Source organism: Streptomyces harbinensis (assembly GCF_900116145.1).
In the GTDB taxonomy this organism is placed as follows: Bacteria; Actinomycetota; Actinomycetes; order Streptomycetales; family Streptomycetaceae; genus Streptomyces; species Streptomyces carpaticus.
Window position 1 is genome coordinate 1 of the sequence record NZ_FPAB01000013.1, and the last position, 22,155, is coordinate 22,155.

Genomic DNA, 22,155 nt, shown 5'->3' on the forward strand with positions numbered 1-22,155 from the left:
CGCGCCCTCGGTCACCCTGCACCTGCGCGAGGGCGCCTTCAGTCATCCCGACCATCCCCGCGCCCCGGAGCGGATGATCGCCGCCATCACCGACGCCGTGGCCGCCGTCTACGGGGAGGAGGTACGGCCCCGGGTCGGCGTGCGGCTCACCGGCATCCCGGCCGGGCGGAGCGGCCAGGGCGGCGAGGTGCACTGAGCCCGCCGGTTCAGTCGTCGCGGCCGGGGAGCCAGCGTTCCACCTGGTCCGGGTTCTCGGTGACCCACCGCTCGGCCGCCGCCCCCGGCGACAGGCCCTCGGCCTCGATGAGGCGGGCCACCTCGTTCTGGTCGTCCGTGGACCACTCGAAGGCGCGCAGGAAGTCGGCGGCCGGGGTGTCCGCCTGGGCGAAGGCCGCGTTCAGGTACTTGCGCGGCGACAGGTCCGGATAGGCGCAGGCGACGGTGGCCGGGTCGCTCTGGCAGCCCAGGGTGTGCTGGGGGAGCCGTATCTCCGCCATCTCCACCTCGGCGTTCAGCCAGTGCGGCTGCCACCAGTAGGTGAGCAGCGGGGCGCCGGTCCTGGACGCCTCGGTGATGCTCTCCAGCAGCGCGCTCTCGCTGCCCGCCGCCACCGGCGTCAGCTCCAGGCCGAGTTCCTCGATGATGGCCGCGTCGAAGGTGGCGTAGGCGGCGTCCGCCTGGAGGAGTTCGCCGTTGAAGTCCTCGGCGAAGTCGTTGAGGTTCTCCCAGTCGAGGACATCCGGGTGCGCGTCGGAGAACCGTTTCGGCACGAACCACCCTATGTGGCCGGTGACCCCCAGCTCCCCGGCGTCCACCACGCTGCGCTTCTGCCGGACGTACAGCTCCGTCTTCTCCGGCAGCCCGCCCCAGTCCTCCAGCAGCGCCTGCACGGTGCCGTCGTTCAGTCCGTCCCAGGCGCGGGCCTGGTCCGCCGGCACCAGATCCACGCCGATGCCGAGTTCGTTCTCCAGTACGTAACCGGCCACCGCCGCGTTCGCCTGCCCGCCCGGCCAGTCCGGCACCGCGATCGCGATCCGCTCGCCGGGCTCCTCGCCCGCCCCGGCCACCCGCTCGTCCAGCAGGGCGCAGCCGCTGCTCAGGGTGAGGCCCAGCACCGCGATCGCGCTGATCAGGGCGCGCCGGCAGTTCCGCATGGTGTCCGTTCCTTCGGCCTTCGGCTGGGCGGGCGGCGGCGCGGCCCCGGTCGAGCGCGTACGAACACGCGCTCGTACGGGGCCGCTTCCGCAGGATATGCCCAACCGGTCAGATCAGGCCCAGTGCGCGCACGGCCTCTCGCTCGTCCGACAGCTCCTGGACGGAGGCGTCGATGCGGGTGCGGGAGAACGCGTTGATCTCCAGGCCCTGGACGATCTCGTACGAACCACCCGAAGTGGTGACCGGGAAGGAGGAGATGATGCCCTCCGGGACGCCGTAGGAGCCGTCCGACGGCACCGCCATCGAGGTCCAGTCGCCCTCCGGGGTGCCGTTGACCCAGGTGTGGACGTGGTCGATGGCCGCGTTGGCGGCGGAGGCGGCCGAGGAGGCGCCGCGGGCCTCGATGATCGCCGCGCCGCGCTTGGCGACGGTGGGGATGAAGTCGTCCGCCAGCCACGCCTCGTCGTTCACGGTCTCGGCGGCGTTCTTGCCGGCGATCTCCGCGTGGAAGATGTCCGGGTACTGGGTCGCCGAGTGGTTGCCCCAGATCGTCAGCCGGCGGATGTCGGAGACGGCCGAACCGGTCTTCTTCGCCAGCTGGGTCAGCGCCCGGTTGTGGTCGAGCCGGGTCATCGCGGTGAACCGCTCGGCCGGGACGTCGGGGGCCGCCGCCTGGGCGATCAGCGCGTTGGTGTTGGCCGGGTTGCCGACCACCAGCACCTTGACGTCGTCCGCCGCGTGGTCGTTGATGGCCTTGCCCTGCGGCTTGAAGATGCCGCCGTTGGCCTCCAGCAGATCGCCGCGCTCCATGCCCTTGGTACGGGGGCGGGCGCCGACCAGCAGCGCGACATTGGTGCCGGCGAACGCCACGTTCGGGTCGTCGGTGATGTCGATGCCGGACAGCAGCGGGAAGGCCGAGTCGTCCAGCTCCATGGCGGTGCCCTCGGCGGCCTTGAGCGCCGGGGTGATCTCCAGCAGCCGCAGCCGGACCGGGACATCGGGGCCCAGCAGCTGGCCGGAGGCGATCCGGAAGAGCAGCGCGTAGCCGATCTGGCCGGCGGCGCCGGTGACGGTGACGTTGACGGGGGTGCGGGACATCTGTGGCCTACTCCGATTCTCCAGCGGGTGATGGGTACGTGTGGGCCCCCGGTCGCGTTCCGAGGGCCCACACGGTCCTGCCGTAGTGCTACAGCACGGCTGCGGCTACAGCGTCACGCGGTCGCCGCGATCTTCTTCTTCAGGTTCTCGTCCAGGGCCGCCAGGAACTCCTCGGTGGTCAGCCACGGCTGGTCCTTGCCGATGAGCAGCGCCAGGTCCTTGGTCATCTGACCGTTCTCGACGGTCTCGATGCAGACCTGCTCCAGCTTCTGCGCGAACTCGGTCACCTCGGGGGTGTTGTCGAGCTTGCCGCGGTGGGCCAGGCCCCGGGTCCACGCGAAGATGGACGCGATCGGGTTGGTGGAGGTCGCCTTGCCCTGCTGGTGCTGCCGGTAGTGGCGGGTGACCGTACCGTGCGCGGCCTCGGCCTCGACGGTCTTGCCGTCGGGGGTCATCAGCACGGAGGTCATCAGGCCCAGCGAGCCGAAGCCCTGGGCGACGATGTCGGACTGCACGTCACCGTCGTAGTTCTTGCAGGCCCACACGTAGCCGCCCTCCCACTTCAGGGCGGCGGCGACCATGTCGTCGATCAGCCGGTGCTCGTAGGTGAGCCCGCGCTGGTCGAACTCCTCCTTGAACTCGGCGTCGAAGACCTCCTGGAACAGGTCCTTGAAGCGGCCGTCGTAGGCCTTCAGGATCGTGTTCTTGGTGGACATGTACACCGGGAAGTTGCGCTCCAGGCCGTACCGGAAGGAGGCACGGGCGAAGTCGCGGATCGAGTCGTCCAGGTTGTACATCGCCAGCGCGACACCGGAGGACGGGAACTCGTACACCTCCAGCTCGACCGGCTCGGAGCCGTCCTTGGGGGTGAACGACAGGGTCAGGGTGCCCTCGCCGGGAACCTTGATGTCGGTGGCGCGGTACTGGTCGCCGAAGGCGTGCCGGCCGACGACGATCGGCTGGGTCCAGCCGGGGACCAGACGCGGCACGTTCTCCATGATGATCGGCTCGCGGAAGATCACGCCGCCCAGGATGTTGCGGATGGTGCCGTTGGGCGAGCGGTACATCTTCTTCAGGCCGAACTCCTCGACCCGCGCCTCGTCCGGGGTGATGGTGGCGCACTTCACGCCGACCCCGTACTGCTTGATCGCTTCGGCGGCGTCGACGGTCACCTGGTCGTTGGTGGCGTCCCGGTGCTCGATACCGAGGTCGTAGTACTTCAGCTCGATGTCGAGGTACGGAAGGATCAGCTTGTCCTTGATGAACTGCCAGATGATCCGGGTCATCTCGTCGCCGTCGAGTTCGACGACGGGGTTGGCTACCTTGATCTTTGCCATGGGTGCGGTCTGTCCCTCCGAGCCGGCTGGGTCTTTCCCTGGGATCTCAATATCTCGTCATCAAGATACCCAGGCCCACCCTAGCCCCCGCCCCGGCCCCCGCCCAAGGGACGACCGCGCTCCGCTCCGGACGCCGCGGGGCGCCCGCTAGTACCAGGGAGCGTCCTGGGTGGCGCTGATGCAGTACGGCTGCCAGTCGCCGCTGCGGTCCTCGCGGGTGGTGGGGGTGGCGCAGACCGTCACCGTGAAGGCGTCGTTGTCGACCCCGGCCATCTTCGTGAAGATGTCCCGGTTCACGGAGATCTGCGCGGTGCGCAGCGCCCCGTCCGTGACCTCCGCGGTGACCACGTCGCCCGGTTCCCCGGCCGCGATCCGGCCCCACACGGCGTGACAGGCCGGGTTGTGCCGGATCTGGAGCGCGACGGGGTTGTCCTCCTGCGGGATGTACGAGAAGGCGTCGTCACCGCAGCCGGCGGTCTGCGGATTGCGGCCGTCGCACGCCTCGCCCGGGCAGGCCGGGGGCGGATCGTCCGCCAGCAGCCGGTCGGCGAGACCGGTGGACACCGCCGTGACCCAGGCCACCGCGGCGGTCCCGGCGAGCCCGCCCAGCCACAGCGCGGCGGTACGCGGCCGGCCGCTCGCGCGCAGCCGCCGCCATCGGGTGCGCGGCGCGGCGGGCGCCCGGTCCCGCTCGCCGTCCTCGCCCCGCTCGCCGCTGCCGCGGTCGTCGGCGTCGTCACCGGCTCGCGCGGCGGTACGGGGCTCGGGGCCGGCAGGTCGCTGTCCGTCGTCCGGGCCCGGGGGAGTCGCGTCGTCCGGCCCGGCGTTGGTTCCGGTCACTACCACCTCCGTCGCTCGTCGTGGCGCTCACCGAGCGCGTGCCCACCGGCGGGAGTGGCAAGCCGGCGCACGGGCGTACTGCGGCGGGGTGTGGAAGCACGCACCAGCGCGTACGGGCCCGGTCCGGTGCCTCCCGCGTACGCCCCCGGCCGGCCGTTCCCGGCCCACTGCTCCCAGCCCGCTGTTCCCCGCCCGCTGTTCCCAGCCGGTCGCGCACGCCCCGGCCCGCCGCCGTGGCCGCTCAGCGTGCGACCATCAGCTCCGCGCGCAACTGCTCCAGCGCCCAGCCCAGATCCCGCGCCGAGATCACCAGCGGCGGGGCGAGCCGCAGCGCCGGACCCGGGCCGCCCCGCACCAGCACCCCGTGCCGCAGCAGCCGTTCCGCCACCTCCCGCCCGCCGCCCACGGCCGGGCCCAGGTCCACCTCCGCCCACAGGCCCCGCCCCCGCACCCCCGTCACCGCGCCGTCCGCCGCCAGCCCCGCCAGCTCGTGGTGCAGCTGCTCGCCCCGCTCCCGCGCCCGGCGCTGCGGCTCGCCCTCCCGCAGCATCGCCAGCACCTCCAGGGCCACCGCGCACGCCAGCGGACCGCCGCCGGACGCCGGCCGGTGCTCGCCCGGGCGCAGCGCCCCCAGCACCGCCGCCGAGGACACCACCGCCGCCACCGGCAGCACCCCGCCGCCCAGCGCCGTGCCCAGCACGTACAGGTCCGGCACCACGTGCTCGTGCTCGCACGCGAACGTCGCCCCGGTCCGGCCCAGGCCCGACCACCGCTCGTCCGCCAGGAACAGCACCCCGCACTCCCGGGTCAGCTCCCGCACCCCGGGCAGATAGCCGGGCGGCGGCACCCGCACCCCCGCCGCCCCGCCCACCGGCTCCAGCAGCACCGCCACCGTCTCCCCGGCGTCCGCGGCCAGCGCCGCCGCCACCGCCGCGAGATCCCCGTACGGCACCACCGTGAACCCCGGCGGATGCGCCCCGCTCTCCGCCCCGGTACCGGCGAACACCCCGCCGTCCACCGGCACGTTCCCCGCCGCCACCACCACCCGGGTCCGCCCCGCCGGCACCCCTTTCACCCGGTGCCCCCACGCCCGGGCCGCCGCGACCGCCGCCCGTACCGCCTCCTCGCCGCCGGTCACCGGCAGCGCCATCTCCATCCCGCACAGCGCGGCCAGCGCGGCGCACAACGCGCCGAAGTGCTCGTGGTGGACGGCGCGCGAGGTGACGGTGAGCCGGTTCAGCTGCGCCCGCGCCTCGGCGACCGGCCGCGGATGCCGGTGGCCGAAGGCCGTCGCCGGGGAGCCGGCCAGCAGATCCAGATAGCGGCGCCCCTCCACATCGGTGACCCAGGCTCCGCGCGCCGAGGCGATCACCACCGGCAGCGGATCGTGGGTGGGCGCACCGTGCGTCGCGGCGGCGGCGAGGTGTTCGGCCGGCGAGGCGGTGGACAGGGACGGGTTCGCGATCATGGCGCTCTCCGATCCGTGATCTTCCGGCGGCACTGGCGGGGATCATCCGCCGCCGATTGTCGCGCCGGGCGCCAGGAGGCGGAAGAAAGCGCGGGCAGACGTCCGGTCAGCGGACGGCCCCGGCGCCCGCCCCGTACCGTCCGCACCACCCGTGCCAGGGATCACCGCGGGCCTGAGACAATGGAGGGCATGGCCACTGATCGTCCGCGCGTGCTCTCCGGAATCCAGCCGACCTCGGGCTCGTTCCACCTCGGGAACTACCTCGGTGCCGTCCGGCAGTGGGTGGCCCTCCAGGAGACGCACGACGCCTTCTACATGGTGGTGGACCTGCACGCCATCACCATCCCGCAGGATCCGGCCGAACTGCGCGCCGCGACCCGGCTGGCCGCCGCCCAGCTGCTGGCGGCCGGGGTCGACCCCGAGCGCTGCACCCTGTTCGTCCAGAGCCATGTCGCCGAGCACACCCAGCTGGCCTGGGTGATGAACTGCCTCACCGGCTTCGGCGAGGCGTCCCGGATGACCCAGTTCAAGGACAAGTCCGCCAAGCAGGGCGCCGAGGCCACCACCGTGGGCCTGTTCACCTACCCGGTGCTCCAGGTCGCCGACATTCTGCTGTACCAGGCCGACCAGGTGCCCGTCGGCGAGGACCAGCGCCAGCACATCGAGCTGACCCGCGATGTGGCCGAGCGCTTCAACGGGCGGTTCGGCCAGACGTTCACCGTCCCGGCGCCCTACATCCTCAAGGACGCCGCCAAGATCTACGACCTGCAGGATCCGGCCATCAAGATGAGCAAGTCGGCGTCCTCGCCGAAGGGCATCATCAATCTGCTGGACGAGCCGAAGGCTTCGGCGAAGAAGATCAAGTCCGCGGTCACCGACACCGGCACCGAGATCCGGTACGACCCGCAGGGCAAGCCCGGCATCAGCAATCTGCTCGTCATCCACTCGGCGCTGACCGGCACCACCGTGCCGGAGCTGGAGGAGAAGTTCGCCGGGCAGCTGTACGGCGCGCTCAAGACCGAGCTGGCCGGGATCGTCGCCGACTGGGTGACGCCGTTCCGCGAGCGCACCCAGGAGTTCCTCGCCGACCCGGCCGAGCTGGACGCGCTGCTCGCCAAGGGCGCCGCCAAGGCCCGCGAGGTCGCCGCCGCGTCGCTGGCCACCGCGTACGACCGGGTGGGACTTCTGCCGCCGCGGCCGTGAACCGCGCACCGCGGGAAGAATGACGGAAAACGGACCCCGGCCAGCCCCGCGCGGCCGGGTCCCCCCGGCACACTGGCCGCGCCGGCCGCCGGGCAGCACAGCAGGAAGGGAGCGGGTTGTGGGGACCGTCACGCTGGGCGTGTCGATCGCGGTACCTGAGCCGCACGGCAGCCGGTTGCAGCAGTGCCGCCTGGGCTTCGGCGACGCCGCCGCCGCCAAGATCCCCACCCATGTCACCCTGCTCCCGCCCACGGCGGTCGAGCCCGCCGAACGCCCCCGGATCGAGGAGCACCTGGCGGCCATCGCCGCCGCCGGGCGCCCCTTCCCGATGCGGCTGTACGGCACCGGCACCTTCCGCCCGCTCTCCCCGGTGGTGTTCGTCCAGGTGGTCGAGGGCGGCTCCGCGTGCGGCTGGCTCCAGGAGCGGGTGCGCGACCCGCAGGGCCCGCTCGCCCGCAAGCTCCAGTTCCCCTACCACCCGCACGTGACCATCGCGCACGGCATCGACGAGAAACTCATGGACGCCGCCGAGGCGGAGCTCGCCGAGTACGAGGCGGCCTGGACCGCGTCCGGGTTCGCCCTGTACGAGCAGGGCCGGGACGGCGCCTGGCGGCTCCAGCGCGAGTTCCGGTTCACGACCGCCGCGGCCGGCACCACCAGGGAACGCACCCCCGAGACCGCCGCGTAACCCGGCGCGGGGCGACCCGCGCCCCTACAGTTGCCCACCATGGGAAACGGGACGAAACCCCCCTCGGCGGCGGGCGCCACCGGCATCGGCGGACGCCACCCCGGCACCGTACGGGAACGGGACATCACCTTCGAGGAGCGGCTGTCCCGGCTGCCGTGGGTGGGCTCCGCCTTCGCCGCGCTGTTCGCCTCCCGCGCCTACCGGGTCTACGGATACCTGGAGGACCGCACCTGGACCCGGCTGGCCGCCGCCGTCACCTTCACCAGCTTCCTCACCCTCTTCCCGGTGATCGCGCTGGCCGCCGCCATCGCCGCCGCCGTGCTCAGCGACGCCCGGGTCACCGACGTGGAGGAGTGGTTCGCCGACCAGGTCCCCGGCATCTCCCAGCAACTCGACCTGCGGTCGTTCTTCGAGAACGCCGGCGCCATCGGGCTGGCCGCCCTGCTCCTGCTGCTGCCCACCGGCGCCGCCTGGGTCGACTCGCTGCGCGGCACCCTGCGCACCGTGTGGGACCTGCCGGAACCGGAGGGCAACCCGCTGCTGCGCAAGGCCAAGGACCTCGGCGTACTGGCCGGGCTCGGCGCCGTCGTCCTGCTCTCGCTCACCGCCTCCGCCCTCGCCATGAACGCCGTGCACTGGGCCACCGGCTGGCTCGGCGTCCCCCGCAACGGCATCGCCCAGTCGCTGCTCACCACCGCCGCCTACGCGCTCGCCATCGCCTCCACCTTCGCGCTGATGCTGTACGTCCTGGCCTGGCTGCCCGGCGTACGGCCGCCCAGGCGCGCCCTGGTGGGCGCCTGCCTGGTCGGCGCGATCGGCATCGAGGTGCTGAAGCTGCTGCTCGGCGGCTATCTGCTGAACATCGCCGGGCGCACCGTCTACGGGGCGTTCGGCGCGCCGATCGCCCTGCTGATCTGGATCAATCTGATCGCCAAACTGGTGCTCGCGTGCTGCGCCTGGACGGCCACCGCGGTCAGCTCGGAGGAGCGGACCGGCGCCGACGTGCTGGGGACGGCCGGACGGCGGCGGGCAGCGGGTGCTTTCGGTGGAAGACGTAGGCGGCGACGGCCATCAGGACCAGCACCCCGCCGGTGAGGCCCAGCACGCTGCCGATGCCCGCCTCCCGGGCGCCGGTTCCGGCGGCGGTGGCGTCCGGGGCGGCGCCGGAACCGGCGTTCTTGCCGTCGTCGGCGAGCCGCGCCTCGCGGGCGGCGGCCTCGATCTCGCTCAGCGGCGGCACCAGTTCGCCGATGGGCTCCACGGAGTCGGCGGCCTCGAAGCCCCAGTCGAACAGGGCGGCGGTCTCCCGGTACACCTGGAGGCTGTCGCCGTCGGAGGGGTTCATGCAGGTGACCAGCAGCACCCGGTCGCCGCGTTCGGCGACCCCGGTGAAGGTGTAGCCGGCGTTGGTCGTGTAGCCGTTCTTGACCCCGGCGACGCCCGGGTACGGCTCCAGGCCGCGGTCGCCGACGAGCAGCCGGTTGGTGGACTGGATCTGGTACGCCTCGCGCTCGCCCGGCTCGCCGTCCTCGTCCTCTTCCGGCGCCCCGCCGGGGAACTCGGTGCGGGCGGTGGCGGCGTAGCGGCGGAAGTCCTCGTTCTTGAGGCCGTCGCGGGCGATGAGGGTGAGGTCGTAGGCGGAGGAGGTCTGGCCCTCGGCGTCGTAGCCGTCGGGGCTGACCACGTGGGTGTCCAGGGCCTGGAGGTCAGCGGCGCGTTCGTTCAGCTCGGCCACGGTGGCCTCCAGGCCGCCGTTCATGGCGGTGAGCGCGTGCACCGCGTCATTGCCCGAGGCGAGGAAGACGCCGTGCCACAGGTCCTCCACGGTGTACGTCTGGTGGTCGGCGATGCCCACCGCGCTGCTGCCCGCGCCCATGCCCGCGAAGTGCTCGGGCTCGGCGGTGTAGATCTCCTCGGGGTCGAACTTGGGGATGAGGGTGTTGGCGAACAGCATCTTGAGGGTGGAGGCCGGGGCGAGCCGCAGGTGCGCGTTGTGGGCGGCCAGCACCTCGCCGGTCTCGGCGTCGGCGACGATCCAGGCGCGGGAGGAGAGGTCGTCGGGCAGGTCGGGGGCGCCGGGGCCGGGATCGACCTGCGGGCCGGGGACGCCGAGACGCTCCCCGCCGATGACGGTGGTCTCGTCGGTGGCGGTCGTCGCGCTCGTCGCGGCGGTGGTGGTTACGGTGGTGGCGGACGCGGCGGTGGCGGCGGGCAGCAGGGCGGCTGCCGGGAGCAGCGCGGCGCTCAGCGGGAGCGCGAGCGCCCGGCGCATGCGGAGGCGGCGGGGCATGATCCGAAAAGAGGGCGATCGCAGAATCGGCACACCGTGAACTTAACCCGTGGCACGGTGACACCGGCCAGCGCAGGGGCCCGATCCGGTGAGGCGGCACGTTCTTCCGGGCGATGATCGTTGCGCAGGTGGTCGGAGCTGTCATCGCATCCGGCGGTTTTCGCGTCCTGACCGGTGAACCTGTGTCAGTGAGAGGAACTGGATCTTCATGGCCATCGTCGCGGCCCTCGTCGGACTGCTGCTGCTGAGCGCCGTCCACTGGTATCTGTGGAAACGGCTGGTCGCCGACGTGTCGGCCCCGGGCGGGTGGTACCGCCGGGTGGGCACCGTCCTGCTGGTGCTGCTGCCGGTGACCACCCTGCTGTTCCAGTGGGGTGGCCAGGCCGGGGTGCCGTTCTCGGTGAAGCAGGTGGTGGCCTGGCCGGGCAGCTACTGGGTGGCGATGCTGCTGTATCTGCTGCTGGCGCTGGCGGTGGGCGAGGCGCTCCGGCCGCTGCTGCTGCGGGTGCTGCGGCGCCGCGACGCGAGCCGGGCGGTGGCGCCCGAGGCGCGGCCGGAGCAGGAGCAGGAGCAGGAGCGGGAACAGGAACAGGAGCGGGTCGCGGCGGGCGGGGTACCCGGCGTATCGGAATCCTCCGCCGGGCCGGGCGTGTCGAAGGCACCGGACGGTACGGCCCACGCGTCCCGCTCCGGCGGGGCGGACGGACCGGGCGAGCCGGGCGAGCCGGCCGAGCCCGCCGGGGACCCGGTGGCAGCGGCGGACGGCCCCGGCCGTACGGAGGCGGGCCGCCGGCTGTTCGTGGCCCGCACCGTCGCGGTCGGCGCCGGTCTGGTGGCGGCGGGCACCGTCGGCTACGGCAGTTACCGCTTCCGGCAGCTGACCACCAAGCACGTGAAGGTCCCGCTGGCGAAGCTGCCGCGCGCCGCGCACGGCTACCGCATCGCGGTGGTCAGCGACATCCACCTCTCCGCGATACTCGGGGCCTCGCACAGCCGCCGCATCGTGGACGCCATCAACCGCACCCAGCCGGATCTGATCACCGTGGTCGGCGACATGGTCGACGCCGAGGTGACCGATCTGCGGTCGGCGGCGGCCCCGCTGGCGGAGCTGTCGGCACCGGACGGCGCGTACTTCGTCACCGGCAACCACGAGTACTACGTGGACACCCTCCAGTGGGTCGAGCACGTGCGCGAGCTGGGCATGATCCCACTGGAGAACGCCCGGGTGGAGCTGCCGTTCTTCGATCTGGCCGGGGTCAACGACGTCCAGGGCGAGGGCACCGTGCACGGCGGTCCCGACTTCGAGGCCGCGCTCGGGGACCGCGACCGGCAGCGGGCCAGTGTGCTGATGGCCCACCAGCCGGTGCTGATCCACGACGCGGTGGACGCGGGCGTCGATCTCCAGCTGTCCGGGCACACCCACGGCGGGCAGCTGTGGCCGGTCACCTACCTCGCGGACCTGGCCAATCCGACGCTGGCCGGCCTGGAGCGGTACGGGGACACCCAGCTGTACGTGTCGCGCGGCGCGGGCGCCTGGGGGCCGCCGGTGCGGGTGGGCGCGGATCCGGACATCACGGTCATCGAGCTGGCCGCGACCGGCGCCTGACCGACTCCGGACCGGACATCCGTCCGAATTTCGTTTCATCCTCTTCTGTCGGTCAACTATTCGGCTCACTCTGATGTCTTGGATAACGACATGGGAACAGATGGAGTGCGCGGGAGCTACGATGCGCATCGACATAGGAGGACAAAGTGAACACATCGGAGTCCGGGGCCACCGGGGGGGATGCTCTGGTCATCCGGGGTACGGTCCGCGACTCGCTCGGCGTGGCGCTGCCGCGGGCCGTGGTGACGCTGGCCGTGGCCGGCGGCAGACAGCTGGAGAAGACCAGGAGCGCGGCGGACGGCGGTTTCCAGGTGACCGCCCCCGCCGAGGGGGACTATCTGCTGGCGGCGTTCTCGCCCCAGCTGGGCGAGCAGAGTGTGACGGTGAGCCTGGACGGCAGGCCGGTCGAGGTCGAGTTCCGGATCGACGTACCGGGCACGGTACTGCCGTAGCCGCTTGATCACGGGGCGAGTTGTGGCCGGTCCGTTGTCTCCCGCGTGGTGCACGGGATATGCCCCTGTGATTGGCTTGGCCCGCGACATGTCTTCCGATGAAGGGCGCGGCGGGTGCGAGGGATCCGAGCCAAAGGGGCCATAGGCATTGGACTGGCCGTAGTGCTGGTCGTGGGCGCCGTTGGCGGATGGCTGCTGTTCGGGCCGAGCGGGAACGACAAGGACCCGATCGTGGTGGGCAGCACGTCCGCGCCGACCAGCGTGGACCCAGGAGCGGCCACCGACGCCGCCGCCTGGTACCTGATGAGCAATCTGTACCAGTCCCTGCTGACCTTCGTCCCGGGGAAGGAGGAGCCGGAGCCGGACGCGGCCGAGAGCTGCGGCTTCACCGACACCGAGCTGACGGTCTACCGCTGCACGCTGCGTGAGGGCCTGACCTTCAGCAACGGGCGGGAGATGACCCCGGAGGACGTGAAGTTCTCCTACGACCGCATCCTCGCCATGGGCGACCGGGCCGAGCGCGAGGCGGACGACCCGAACATCGCCGAGGACGACAAGTTCCAGTACTCGGGCCCCATCACGCTGCTGAGCAGCCTGGAGACGGTCCGGGTCGACGGACAGGACATCGTCTTCGAACTGAGCCACACCGACGCCACCTTCCCGTTCATCGTGGCCGGTACGACGGGCGCCATCGTCGACCGGGAGAAGTACGAGGAACTGGAGGTGCGCACGGACGGCAAGGTCGACGGCTCCGGCCCGTACCTGCTGAAGTCCTACACCCCCGAGGTGAGCGCCGAACTGGTGCCCAACCCGTCCTACGACGGCCCCTACGAGGTGTCGGACTTCCCCATCACCATCCGCTACTTCAACCAGGGCGAGGACGGCACCTCCGCCGAGGACCTGCTGGCGGAGGCGTGGGACAAGGGTGAGATCGACGTCGCGGACGGCAAGCTGCCGCCCGACGTGGTCGCCGAGATCAACTCGGCCTCGCCCGACTACCGGGTGTACGAGTCGACCGGCGGTTCGATCCGTGTCATGACGCTGAGCACCCAGATCGAGGGCTCGGTGATGCAGGACAAGACCGTGCGCCAGGTGGCGGCGGCCCTCCTTGACCGCCAGGCGATCGCCCGGCAGGTGCAGCGCAACACGGTGGAGCCGCTGTACTCCCTGATACCCGTGGGCTTCACCGGTCACGGCACCCCGTACCACGACCTGTACGGCGACGCCCCGGACCCGGCGGAGCTCCAGGACAAGCTGGAGTCGGCCGGCTACGAACTGCCGCTCTCCTTCACCCTCGCCTACTCGCGCGGCGCGGCCAACCACGAGGAGGCCGAGCTGATCGAGCAGCAGCTGGAGGCGGACGGCCTCTTCGAGGTGGAGCTCGAATACCACGAGTGGTCCGACTTCATCCCGATGAAGAACAACGCCGAGTTCGAGGCGTACCTCATCGGCTGGCGCCCCGACTACCCGGACCCCGCGACGTTCACCGACGCGCTGCTCGGCCCCGGTGACAGCATGCGCACCGGCTACGCCAGCGACGAGATCAACGGCCTGATCGAGGACACCCAGGCGGAATCCGACCGGGGCCGCACGGACCAGGGCTTCCGCCAGATCCACGAACTGGCCGCCGAGGCCGCGACCATCGTGCCGGTCTGGCAGGAGAAGCGCCTGGTGGTGGCCGCACCGGACATCACCGGCCTCCAGCACCTCCAGGGCAGCTCGGGCGTCTGGCGCCTGTGGGAACTGAGCCGCCTCTGACCCCCGGCCCGCCCCCGTAGTACCTCTGCCGCCGCCCGGCCTCCGGTCCCACCGGAGACGGGCGGCGGCGCCGTTCCCGGCCGGTGTGCGGCCGGGGACGGCACGGGCTCATCGGTGCTCAGCAGTTGCGGATGGACCAGACGGGGTTCCAGTTCTGGAGGTACTGGACTCCGTAGTTGGGTTTGAAGGACTTGATGACGTTCCCGCTCTGGTCATAGAAGTACGAGGTGGGGTTACCGGTCTGGTTGTTCATGTAGAAGCCGGTGTTGAGCCAGTTGGAAAGGTAGTACCGGTTGCAGGTGTACAGCTTGTAGACCTTCCAGTGGCCGTTGGTCGGGTTCCACACCCCGGTACAGAGATTCCCCTCGGCGCAGCTATAGGTGCCATTGGGCAAAACGTGTTCGAACTGCGCGCCCGGCGAAATGCTCGGGGAGACAGCGGCCACCCCGGCGTCCGCCCGCGCCTGTGCCTCCGCCGGTGCCGGCGGTGCCACCAGTACCTGTTCGCCCGGGCCGGACTCGGCCCCGCCCGTGGCCTGGGCCGGGCTGACGGCCACCAGGGCCATCAGCAGGCCGGCCAGGACGCCGATGACGCCCAGAGAAGGACGCTTACCGCGCATCGTGCTCACCCCCACAGAAGAGAAGTGTCCTGTTCGTCGGTCGCCGGTCCGGCCGCCGCCCGGGACGTCGCGCACGGCCCCGGTGGCGCCGGGGCGACCGGCCCGGGGCCGGAACGGGCCCCGGGCACGACCCAGCCTGCTGCCGTGCGCCTCGCCGTCGCCACACCCTTAAGCCGTGGCTTAAGCGTCGACCGGCGCGCTGTGCGGACTGTCCAGCAGGGCGAGACCCGCCGGGGTGATGGCGTGCAGCACCGACCGGCTGCGGCGGGCGCTCGACAGCAGGCCCGCCGCGCGCAGCGCGCCGGTGTGCTGGCTCACCGCCGCCTCGGAGATGTCCAGTCTGCGGGCGAGTTCACCGGTGGTCCGGGCACTGACCACCTCCTCCAGGAGGGCGGCCCGGGTACGGCCGACCACCGCGCCCAGCGCCTTGGTCCGGTGCGCGGCACTCCGGCCGCCGCCCCAGCCGAGGGTGTGCTGGATCGGGTGGACGAGCACGGGTGTCCCTTCCGGCTCGACCAGTGTGATGGGCCTGCGGACGCAGAAGAAGGAGGGCTGTAGCACCAATCCGCGCCCGTCGAGCCGCAGGTCGCGGACGGCCGGATAGTCGACCTCCAGTACCGGGTGCCGCCAGCGCATCATCGGGCGGAAGCTCGCCAGCAGCCCTTCGATGCCGCCGTCCCGCAGGGCCCGCGCCCGGACGGCGCCGTCGGCGTCCACCTGGGCCCGGACGCGCGGCCAGAACGGGGCGAGGGCGGCGCGGTGATAGGCGTGCAGATCGGCGCCGAGCAGCCGCAGGGCGTCGGGCGATCCCTCGGCGAGCGCTCGGGCCTCCGGTGGCAATGGCCGCCGCCGCAGGGGTGAGGCGGCGAATCTGACGAGATCACGGCGCAGCCTGGCCCGTGGCGTGGTGAGCACCCGTTCCACCGCGTTCTCCGGCGCGCCGTCACCGCAGGCACCGGGTGTGAGGAAGTCCGGGAAGTAGCCGCGCATCGGCAGCAACCCCGCCAGCAGGCGGCCGATCCCGGCCAGCCGGGGCCGCACCCTGCGCCGCCACTCCTCGAACGCGACGTGCCTGTTGGCCTGCCCCAGCACGGTGAAGCTGTTCGCGATCTCCCACAGCGGATCCGGGACCGCAACAAGGCGTATCCGTGCGATGTCCTCAGGCGTGAAATGTACACGCAGCAAGAAACCCCCCCGGGCTCGTCACTTACCGGCACAATGCCAGCTTTCAGGACATTGACCGGTGTGCGCGATCCGGGGCAAGACACCATTCGGTCATGGTGCGCCCTCGGCCCCGCCCGACACCCGGCCCGCCGGGTCAGCGCACCGGGCGGCGGGGCGGGTAGAGCTTGAACTTCGTCGTGTCGAGAGCGAAGTCGAACGGCTTCGGCAGTTCGATCGGCCGGCCGAACTCGGTGGTGGTGCGGGTGCGGTAGCCCGCGCTGTACGGCTGGGAGTGCAGCTGGCAGGAGCCGTCGTGGGGGTCGACGATCAGATAGAGCGGGATGCCGCTCCCGCCGTACCAGGCGAGCTTCTTGATCCGGTCGACTTCCCTGTCGTCGGCGATCACCTCCGCCACGAGAGCGGCACTGCCGCACGGCAGGGGGTGGGGGTTGTCGGTGACGGCGTCGCGTGTGGTGACCACGAGGTCCGGCTTGGGCTCGAAGGACGAGTCGGGGGACACCACCGCCTGTCCCGGCAGGGCTTCCCAGTGGTCCCGGTCGAACCGGCAGGCGAGATCGCTCACGATGAGCTGATGGAACGGGGTGGCCGACGCCTGGAGCACGATCTTTCCGTCGATCAGTTCGACTCGGAGCTCGTTCAGTTCCGGGAGCTCTTCCAGAAATCGCAGCAGCTCGTGGGGATTGGCGATCGGGGACATCGGCCCACCGTAGGGGCGGAACGGCGCCTGTCGGCCACGATAGCGAGAACGGGACCCCATCGAGTGACGGCGACCCGCTGGGATGACGGTCCGGTCCGTCGTCCCAGCGGGCGGGGGTCGGTCAGGCGGTGCGGTCCGTGCGGTCCGGGTGGTCGCGGGAGACGCGCAGGGCGACCAGCAGGGCCAGGAGGACCGAGGCCAGCGGCCACAGGTAGCCGTGCCGGACGGCTTCGGTGACCTCCGTCGCGGGTGCCGTGGTGAAGGACTCCGTCAGCCGGCCGGACATCAGCAGGGAGACCGCCGCCGCGCCCAGGGACGCGGCGATCTGGGAGCAGATCGCGATCAGGGTGGACGCCGCCGGGGCGCGGTCGGCGGGCAGGCCGCGGGTGGCGGCGGCGATGCTCGGCATCAGGGTCATCCCGCCGCCCGCGCCGATCACCGTCATGGAGAGCATCAGCCGCCAGTACGGGGTGTCCGGCTGGGCCTGGAGCGCGAAGCTCGCGAACCCCGCCAGCCCCAGCAGGACCCCGGGCACCACGATCCACCGGGGTGCCACCTTGTCGGTGAGCCGCGTCGCCACCTGCATCACCGTGCCCGAGGCCAGCGCGAGCGGCGCGCCCAGCAGCCCGGCGGTCAGGACGGAGGCGCCGCGCACCGACTGGAAGTAGATCGGGGCCAGCATCATGGAGCCGAAGTAGCCGGTGGCGAAGAGGAACACCGTCGCCACCCCGAGGGCGATGCGCCGCTGCGCCAGCAGCCGCAGCTGGACGAGTGGTTCGGGGGTGCGCAGGGCGCGGAGGGCGAAGGAGATCATCAGGGCGGTGCCGGCCGCCGCCGGGAGGAGTGCGCCCGGGGTGAGCATGCCGTCCGCGCCCTCGGCGCCCCGGGTCAGGCCGTAGATCAGTGCGGCGAGTCCGGGGGAGAGCATCAGCAGCCCCGGCACGTCCAGACGGTGTGCCGACCGCGGTTCGCCGGGTGGCAGCAGCCGCAGCGCCAGGGCGATGGCCAGGGCGCCGATCGGCACGTTGATGAGGAACATCCAGCGCCAGGACACGCTGTCGATGAGCATCCCGCCCAGCAGCGGGCCGGTGAGCGGGGCGATGAGGATGGGGATGCCGAGCAGGCTCATGACCTTGCCGTTGTCGCGTCCCCGGGCCGCCGCCGCTTGCAGCATCACGGCCATGCCCACCGGGGACACCAGTCCGCCGGCCAGTCCCTGCACCACCCGGAAGGCGATCAGTGACTCCATGCTCCAGGCCAGTCCGGCCAGGGCCGAGCTGAGGGTGAAGGCGGTGATGGCGGTGAGGTAGACGCGACGGTTGCCGAAGCGGTTCATGGCCCAGCCGGCGGTGGGGATGACGGCCGCGAGTGCCAGGGTGTAGCCGGAGGAGACCCACTGCACGGTGGTGATGGCGGCGCCGAACTCCTGGGCCAGGGTGGGGTAGGCGATGGCCACGATGGTGGTGTCGAGCACGATCATCACCGAGCCGAGGATGATGACGGTGGCCAGGGCTCCCAGCCGGGGCGGTGGCGGTCCGGCCGGGGGCCGTTCGGGGGTCGCCGGTGGGGAGGTCTGCTCGGATATCGGGCCGGTGCTCATCGGTGGCGGTCTCCTGTCGCACTGCTGTTCAGGACCCGCCGGGTGGGGCGGGCTCCGCCATGCTGGTACTTCAAGGAAAGTTGAAGTCAAGGCGCAGCCCGGGGGAGGGGGACGGCAGGCGCTAGAAGACCTTGCCGGGGTTGAGGATGCCCAGCGGGTCGAAGACCGCCTTGATGCCGCGCTGCACCTCAAGGGAGTCCGGCCCCAGCTCCCTGGCCAGCCACTCCCGCTTCAGCACGCCCACCCCGTGCTCCCCGGTGATCGTGCCGCCCAGTTGGAGGCCGAGCGCCATGATCGCGTCGAACGACTCGCGCGCCCGCCGCGACTCGTCCGGGTCGGTGGCGTCGAAACAGACGGTGGGATGGGTGTTCCCGTCGCCCGCGTGCGCGATCACCCCGATCGTCAGCCGGTGCCGGTCGGCGATCCGGGCCACCCCGTCCAGGAGTTCGGCCAGCCGGGCGCGCGGCACGCACACGTCGTCGATCATCGTGGTGCCCTTGACCGCCTCCAGCGCCGACAGCCCGGCCCGCCGCGCCGCCAGCAGCATCTCCGACTCGGCGGTGTCCTCGGCCGGTACCACCTCGGTGGCGCCCGCCGCCCGGCACAGTTCGCCGACCGCCGCCAGCTCGGCGCCCGGCTCCGGGGTGTCGAACCCGGCCAGCAGCAGCGCCTCGGTGGACTCCGGCAGCCCCATCTTCAGCAGCCGGTTGACGGCCCGCACCGAGGTGCGGTCCATCAGCTCCAGCAGCGAGGGAGTGTGCCCGGCCGCCATGATCCGGCACACCGCGTCCCCGGCCGCCGCCGCCGAACCGAACTCGGCCGCCAGCACCAGCTGCGGCGGCGGCGCCGGACGCAGCGCGACCACCGCCCGTACCACCACGCCCAGCGTGCCCTCCGAGCCGACGAACAGCCGGGTCAGGTCGTAACCGGCCACCCCCTTGGCGGTGCTGCGGCCGGTGGACAGCAGCCGGCCGTCCGCCAGCACCACGTCCAGGCCCAGCACGTACTCGGCCGTCACCCCGTACTTCACGCAGCACAGGCCACCGGCCCCGGTACCGATGTTCCCGCCGATCGTGCACTGTTCCCAGCTGGACGGATCGGGCGGGTACGCAAGCCCGTGCCCGGCCACCGCCTTGGACAGGTCCGCGTTGACGACCCCCGGTTCCACCACCGCGATCCGGTTGACCGGGTCGATGTTCACGATGCGGTTCATCCGTACCAGGGACAGCAGGACGCACCCGTCCACCGCGTTGGCCGCCCCGGACAGGCCGGAGCGGGCCCCCTGCGGCACCACCGGCACCCGCAGCTCGCTCGCGACCCGCAGGACGTGCTGCACCTGCTCCCGCTCGCGCGGCAGTACGAGCACGGCGGGCGCGCCGGCCGGGCAGAAGCTGGCCATGTCGTGGGCGTAGGAGGCGAGGACATCGGTGTCGGTCAGCACGGCCTCGGCCGGCAGACCTTCCAGGAGCCGGGTCACAAGATCGCTCATGCTGCGCATCCTGGCACCGGCCGGGGACGGGGGGAAGCCCACGCGCGCCAACCGAAAATCGCTGGCCGGGGCCGGTACGCGGTGAGAGGTTGGCCGGATGCAGCCATACAACAGACATCTCATCACCCATGCCCGGCACCCGATCGCCGCCCCGCTCCACCCGCACTCCGTGCTGGACCTGATCGAACGCGCCGTGGGAGATGACGACGCCGCCCGGCCGCGCATTCTCGACCTCGGCTGCGGCGAGGGCGCCTGGCTGCTGGAAGTCCTCGCCCACTTCCCCGGCGCCCGCGCCGTGGGCGTGGACATCGACGGTGGCGGCCTCGCCCGGGCGGCCGAGCAGGCCGAGGCCCTCGGTGTCGCCGACCGGCTGGAACTGCACGAGATGCCTGCCGCGGACTACCGCGCCGCCGAGCCGTTCGACGTCGTGCTGAACGTCGGCGCCACCCACGCCTTCGGCGGGCTGCTCCCCACCCTGGAAGCGGCCCGGGCCCATCTCGCCCCGGGCGGACGGGCGCTGATCGGCGACGGTTTCTGGGAGCGCGAGCCCACCCCGGCGGTGCTGGAGATCCTCGGCGAGTCGCCCGACGCGTACGCGGATCTCGCCGGCACCGTCGACCGGATCACCGGGGCCGGCTGGACCCCGGTGTACGGGCACACCAGCACGCTGGACGAGTGGGACGACTACGAGTGGTCCTGGACCGGTTCGCTCGCCGAGTGGGCGCTGGACCATCCGGACCATCCCCGCGCCGGGGAGGCCGCCGAGACGGCGGCGGCGCACCGTACCGCCTGGCTGCACGGCTACCGGGGCACCCTCGGCTTCGTCACCCTCGTGCTGCGCCGCACCGCGTGATGTTCCGAGGGGGCCACCCGGACCGGCCCTGCGGGCCGTCCCCCGCCGCGTGACCCCCTCGCCCCCCGTCAACCGGTGCCAACGCGAGTAGACCGCTCCGGCTCGGCCGCGCACAAGGGGCCGTCACTGGGCACGCTGTCCAGAATCGCCCACCGGGCTGGACACACTGATCCGCAGCGCGAGCGCCAGCTCGTGCACCCCGGCACCCGTCGCGCTCAGATCGCGGTGCAACAGCCCCTCCGCGCGCCGCAGATGGGCGGTGACGGTGGTCCGGCTGATGCCGAGGGCCAGCGCCGTGCGCCGGACGTCGGTGTTCGCGCCGATCCAGGCGTGCACCGTGGCCCGTACCCGCGCCTGTTCGGGGGCGGCCAGCGGACGCAGCAGGGCCCGCGCCCAGCGCCGGGCGGCGTCGGTCGCCAGCAGTGCGGCGAGCGGTGCGGCCGGCGGTTCGGCCGGCGCCGGGGCCGGGCGGGAGCTGGCGGGCGGCGGGCCGGGCGACGGACCGGGCGGCAGGGCCAGCGCCAGGTGGAGGGTGGCCCGGTCCCCGACCGTGCGCAGGTCCATCCCCAGCGCCGTCTCCACCCGCCGCAGATGGGCGGTGACGGTCGTCCGGCTCAGGCCGAGCAGCCGCGCCACCCCGGCCCGGGGGAACCGCAGCGCGAGCCGGGTGACCTCCACCGCCACCCCCGGCAGCGGCTCCAGCGGGGCCAGCAGCGCGGCGGCCCAGCGGGCGGCGGGGCCCGGGGGCAGCAGCCGGTCCAGCGGTTCGCGGCCCTCGTAGCCGGCCAGCCGGTCCTCGCCGGTGCGGGCCACGGCGAGGGCGTGCCGGGCCTGTTCGTACGCCTCGGCGGTGGCGGTCAGCGGCTGGTCGGTGCTGATGCCGAGGGCGTACGCCGGGTTCTCGCCGACCAGGGCGCGCAGTTCGCCGGCCAGCGGTTCACCGTCCGGGATCAGACAGATCAGATGCTCGTCGTACACCGGGCAGCGCACCATCAGCGCCCGGCCGTGGAAGCCGGCCCCGTCCTGGTACGCGCGGGCAAGCCGGTCCCGGTCCGCCGGGGCGCAGCGCAGCAGATGGACCCGCAGCCGTTCGCAGTCCAGCAGCGGCGGCCGGGCGCCGGACGACATCCGGCGGGCCAGCAGGATGTCGCCGGCCATCAGCGCCATGAACACCCCGAGACGTACCTGCCGGGCCTTGCGCTCGTACTCCCGGCGCGCCGCGTCCGTCTCCCCGGCCCGGAACAGCAGATCAAGCACCCCGCACACCCGCGCGGCCAGCGCCGCCCCCGCCCGGTCCGGCGGCCGGGGCCACAGCACCGCCAGCACCCGGTACGGCGCCCGGGCGCCGATCCGCTCCAGCCGCAGCGCGCGCGGCCCGTCCCCGGTGGCCGCCGACGCCAGCCGGCCGGCCGTCAGCCGGCCCAGCAGCGCGGCCGGTTCCGGGCGCGCCAGCACCTCACCGGGAAAGCCGGGGGTGGCGGCCGTCACCGCGCCGTCCGTACCCACCACGGCCGCCTCGGCGTCCACCCGCGTCCGCAGCCACGCCAGGACGCCGTCCGCCCCGGCGCCGGGCGATCCGGCCGGCCGGGTGATCAATCGCAGCAGTTCGTCCACCGGATGTCCCTCCCTCCCCCCTGCCCGGACTGTCTCACAGCGTGCCGCGCCCCGGGGCAGGGCGCCGGATGCGGCCATCCGGCCGTGCGGAAAAAAATCCCGAAGAAAATCCTGGCGGGCTGTCGATCCGGCCGGACCCCGTTCGACGTACAGGTGAGCGGCGGGGACGAGCCCCGCCCAGCACCGCACACAGAACCACCGAG

General features: G+C 72.5%; 18 protein-coding genes and 2 pseudogenes. 8 read left to right on the forward strand and 12 right to left on the reverse strand.

The window, feature by feature from the left end:
* A pseudogene (locus BM385_RS24620) lies at positions 1–196 on the forward strand (hypothetical protein); the annotation flags it as partial.
* A 10-nt stretch (positions 197–206) separates the two neighbouring features.
* Here BM385_RS24620 and BM385_RS24625 read toward each other — a convergent pair.
* The 5 genes from BM385_RS24625 to BM385_RS24645 all read right to left on the reverse strand — a co-directional run bounded on the left by BM385_RS24625 (position 207) and on the right by BM385_RS24645 (position 5,898).
* A complete protein-coding gene (locus tag BM385_RS24625; protein ID WP_093844405.1) occupies positions 207–1,154 on the reverse strand; it encodes a glycine betaine ABC transporter substrate-binding protein in 948 nt (315 codons plus the stop codon).
* 109 nt (positions 1,155–1,263) lie between these two features.
* Complete coding sequence (locus BM385_RS24630) at positions 1,264–2,253, reverse strand: malate dehydrogenase (RefSeq protein ID WP_019431545.1); 990 nt, start codon at positions 2,251–2,253, stop codon at positions 1,264–1,266.
* Positions 2,254–2,366: 113 nt separating this feature from the next.
* Positions 2,367–3,590: an NADP-dependent isocitrate dehydrogenase gene (locus tag BM385_RS24635; protein ID WP_019431544.1), complete on the reverse strand. Its 1,224-nt coding sequence runs from the start codon at positions 3,588–3,590 to the stop codon at positions 2,367–2,369.
* A 147-nt stretch (positions 3,591–3,737) separates the two neighbouring features.
* A complete protein-coding gene (locus tag BM385_RS24640) occupies positions 3,738–4,430 on the reverse strand; it encodes a DUF2690 domain-containing protein (protein WP_019431543.1) in 693 nt (230 codons plus the stop codon).
* 241 nt (positions 4,431–4,671) lie between these two features.
* Positions 4,672–5,898 carry an aminotransferase class III-fold pyridoxal phosphate-dependent enzyme gene (locus BM385_RS24645; RefSeq protein ID WP_093844406.1) on the reverse strand — a complete coding sequence of 409 codons (1,227 nt, stop codon included), beginning with the start codon at positions 5,896–5,898 and terminating at the stop codon, positions 4,672–4,674.
* Between the two features lie 189 nt (positions 5,899–6,087).
* On the opposite strand from BM385_RS24645, the gene trpS reads away from it, so the two are divergent.
* The 3 genes and pseudogenes from trpS to BM385_RS24660 all read left to right on the forward strand — a co-directional run.
* On the forward strand, positions 6,088–7,101 hold the full coding sequence (gene trpS, locus BM385_RS24650) for a tryptophan--tRNA ligase (RefSeq protein ID WP_093844437.1): 1,014 nt from the start codon (positions 6,088–6,090) through the stop codon (positions 7,099–7,101).
* 118 nt (positions 7,102–7,219) lie between these two features.
* Complete coding sequence (locus BM385_RS24655) at positions 7,220–7,789, forward strand: 2'-5' RNA ligase family protein (RefSeq protein ID WP_019431540.1); 570 nt, start codon at positions 7,220–7,222, stop codon at positions 7,787–7,789.
* Positions 7,790–7,828: 39 nt separating this feature from the next.
* Positions 7,829–8,707: pseudogene (locus BM385_RS24660) on the forward strand (YihY/virulence factor BrkB family protein); the annotation flags it as partial.
* A 55-nt stretch (positions 8,708–8,762) separates the two neighbouring features.
* Here BM385_RS24660 and BM385_RS24665 read toward each other — a convergent pair.
* On the reverse strand, positions 8,763–10,079 hold the full coding sequence (locus tag BM385_RS24665; protein ID WP_254791731.1) for a D-alanyl-D-alanine carboxypeptidase family protein: 1,317 nt from the start codon (positions 10,077–10,079) through the stop codon (positions 8,763–8,765).
* Between the two features lie 208 nt (positions 10,080–10,287).
* Between BM385_RS24665 and BM385_RS24670 the strand changes: the two genes are divergently transcribed.
* The 3 genes from BM385_RS24670 to BM385_RS24680 all read left to right on the forward strand — a co-directional run bounded on the left by BM385_RS24670 (position 10,288) and on the right by BM385_RS24680 (position 13,895).
* Positions 10,288–11,685 (forward strand): metallophosphoesterase, encoded by a 1,398-nt coding sequence (locus tag BM385_RS24670; protein WP_093844407.1) that lies wholly within the window; start codon positions 10,288–10,290, stop codon positions 11,683–11,685.
* Between the two features lie 146 nt (positions 11,686–11,831).
* Positions 11,832–12,137 (forward strand): carboxypeptidase-like regulatory domain-containing protein, encoded by a 306-nt coding sequence (locus BM385_RS24675; protein WP_019431535.1) that lies wholly within the window; start codon positions 11,832–11,834, stop codon positions 12,135–12,137.
* Between the two features lie 171 nt (positions 12,138–12,308).
* Positions 12,309–13,895, forward strand: coding sequence for an ABC transporter substrate-binding protein (locus tag BM385_RS24680; protein ID WP_139275228.1), 1,587 nt, complete (start codon positions 12,309–12,311; stop codon positions 13,893–13,895).
* A gap of 118 nt (positions 13,896–14,013) precedes the next feature.
* Here BM385_RS24680 and BM385_RS24685 read toward each other — a convergent pair whose 3' ends face one another.
* The 5 genes from BM385_RS24685 to BM385_RS24705 form a co-directional block, all read right to left on the reverse strand.
* The gene (locus BM385_RS24685; RefSeq protein WP_019431533.1) at positions 14,014–14,514 is read right to left on the reverse strand and encodes a hypothetical protein; all 501 of its coding nucleotides are present in this window, start codon (positions 14,512–14,514) and stop codon (positions 14,014–14,016) included.
* Positions 14,515–14,694: 180 nt separating this feature from the next.
* Positions 14,695–15,699, reverse strand: coding sequence for an ArsR/SmtB family transcription factor (locus BM385_RS24690; protein WP_026047031.1), 1,005 nt, complete (start codon positions 15,697–15,699; stop codon positions 14,695–14,697).
* Between the two features lie 133 nt (positions 15,700–15,832).
* Positions 15,833–16,396, reverse strand: a complete 564-nt coding sequence (locus BM385_RS24695) for a Uma2 family endonuclease (RefSeq protein ID WP_175543099.1) — start codon at positions 16,394–16,396, stop codon at positions 15,833–15,835.
* A 121-nt stretch (positions 16,397–16,517) separates the two neighbouring features.
* Positions 16,518–17,996, reverse strand: a complete 1,479-nt coding sequence (locus BM385_RS24700; protein WP_093844409.1) for a DHA2 family efflux MFS transporter permease subunit — start codon at positions 17,994–17,996, stop codon at positions 16,518–16,520.
* 121 nt (positions 17,997–18,117) lie between these two features.
* Positions 18,118–19,485: an FAD-binding oxidoreductase gene (locus BM385_RS24705; protein WP_175543100.1), complete on the reverse strand. Its 1,368-nt coding sequence runs from the start codon at positions 19,483–19,485 to the stop codon at positions 18,118–18,120.
* A 97-nt stretch (positions 19,486–19,582) separates the two neighbouring features.
* On the opposite strand from BM385_RS24705, the gene BM385_RS24710 reads away from it, so the two are divergent.
* Positions 19,583–20,338 (forward strand): SAM-dependent methyltransferase, encoded by a 756-nt coding sequence (locus tag BM385_RS24710; protein WP_019431528.1) that lies wholly within the window; start codon positions 19,583–19,585, stop codon positions 20,336–20,338.
* Between the two features lie 123 nt (positions 20,339–20,461).
* On the opposite strand, the gene BM385_RS24715 is transcribed toward BM385_RS24710, so the two are convergent.
* Positions 20,462–21,952 carry a helix-turn-helix domain-containing protein gene (locus BM385_RS24715; RefSeq protein ID WP_254791732.1) on the reverse strand — a complete coding sequence of 497 codons (1,491 nt, stop codon included), beginning with the start codon at positions 21,950–21,952 and terminating at the stop codon, positions 20,462–20,464.
* Between the last annotated feature and the right edge of the window lie 203 nt (positions 21,953–22,155).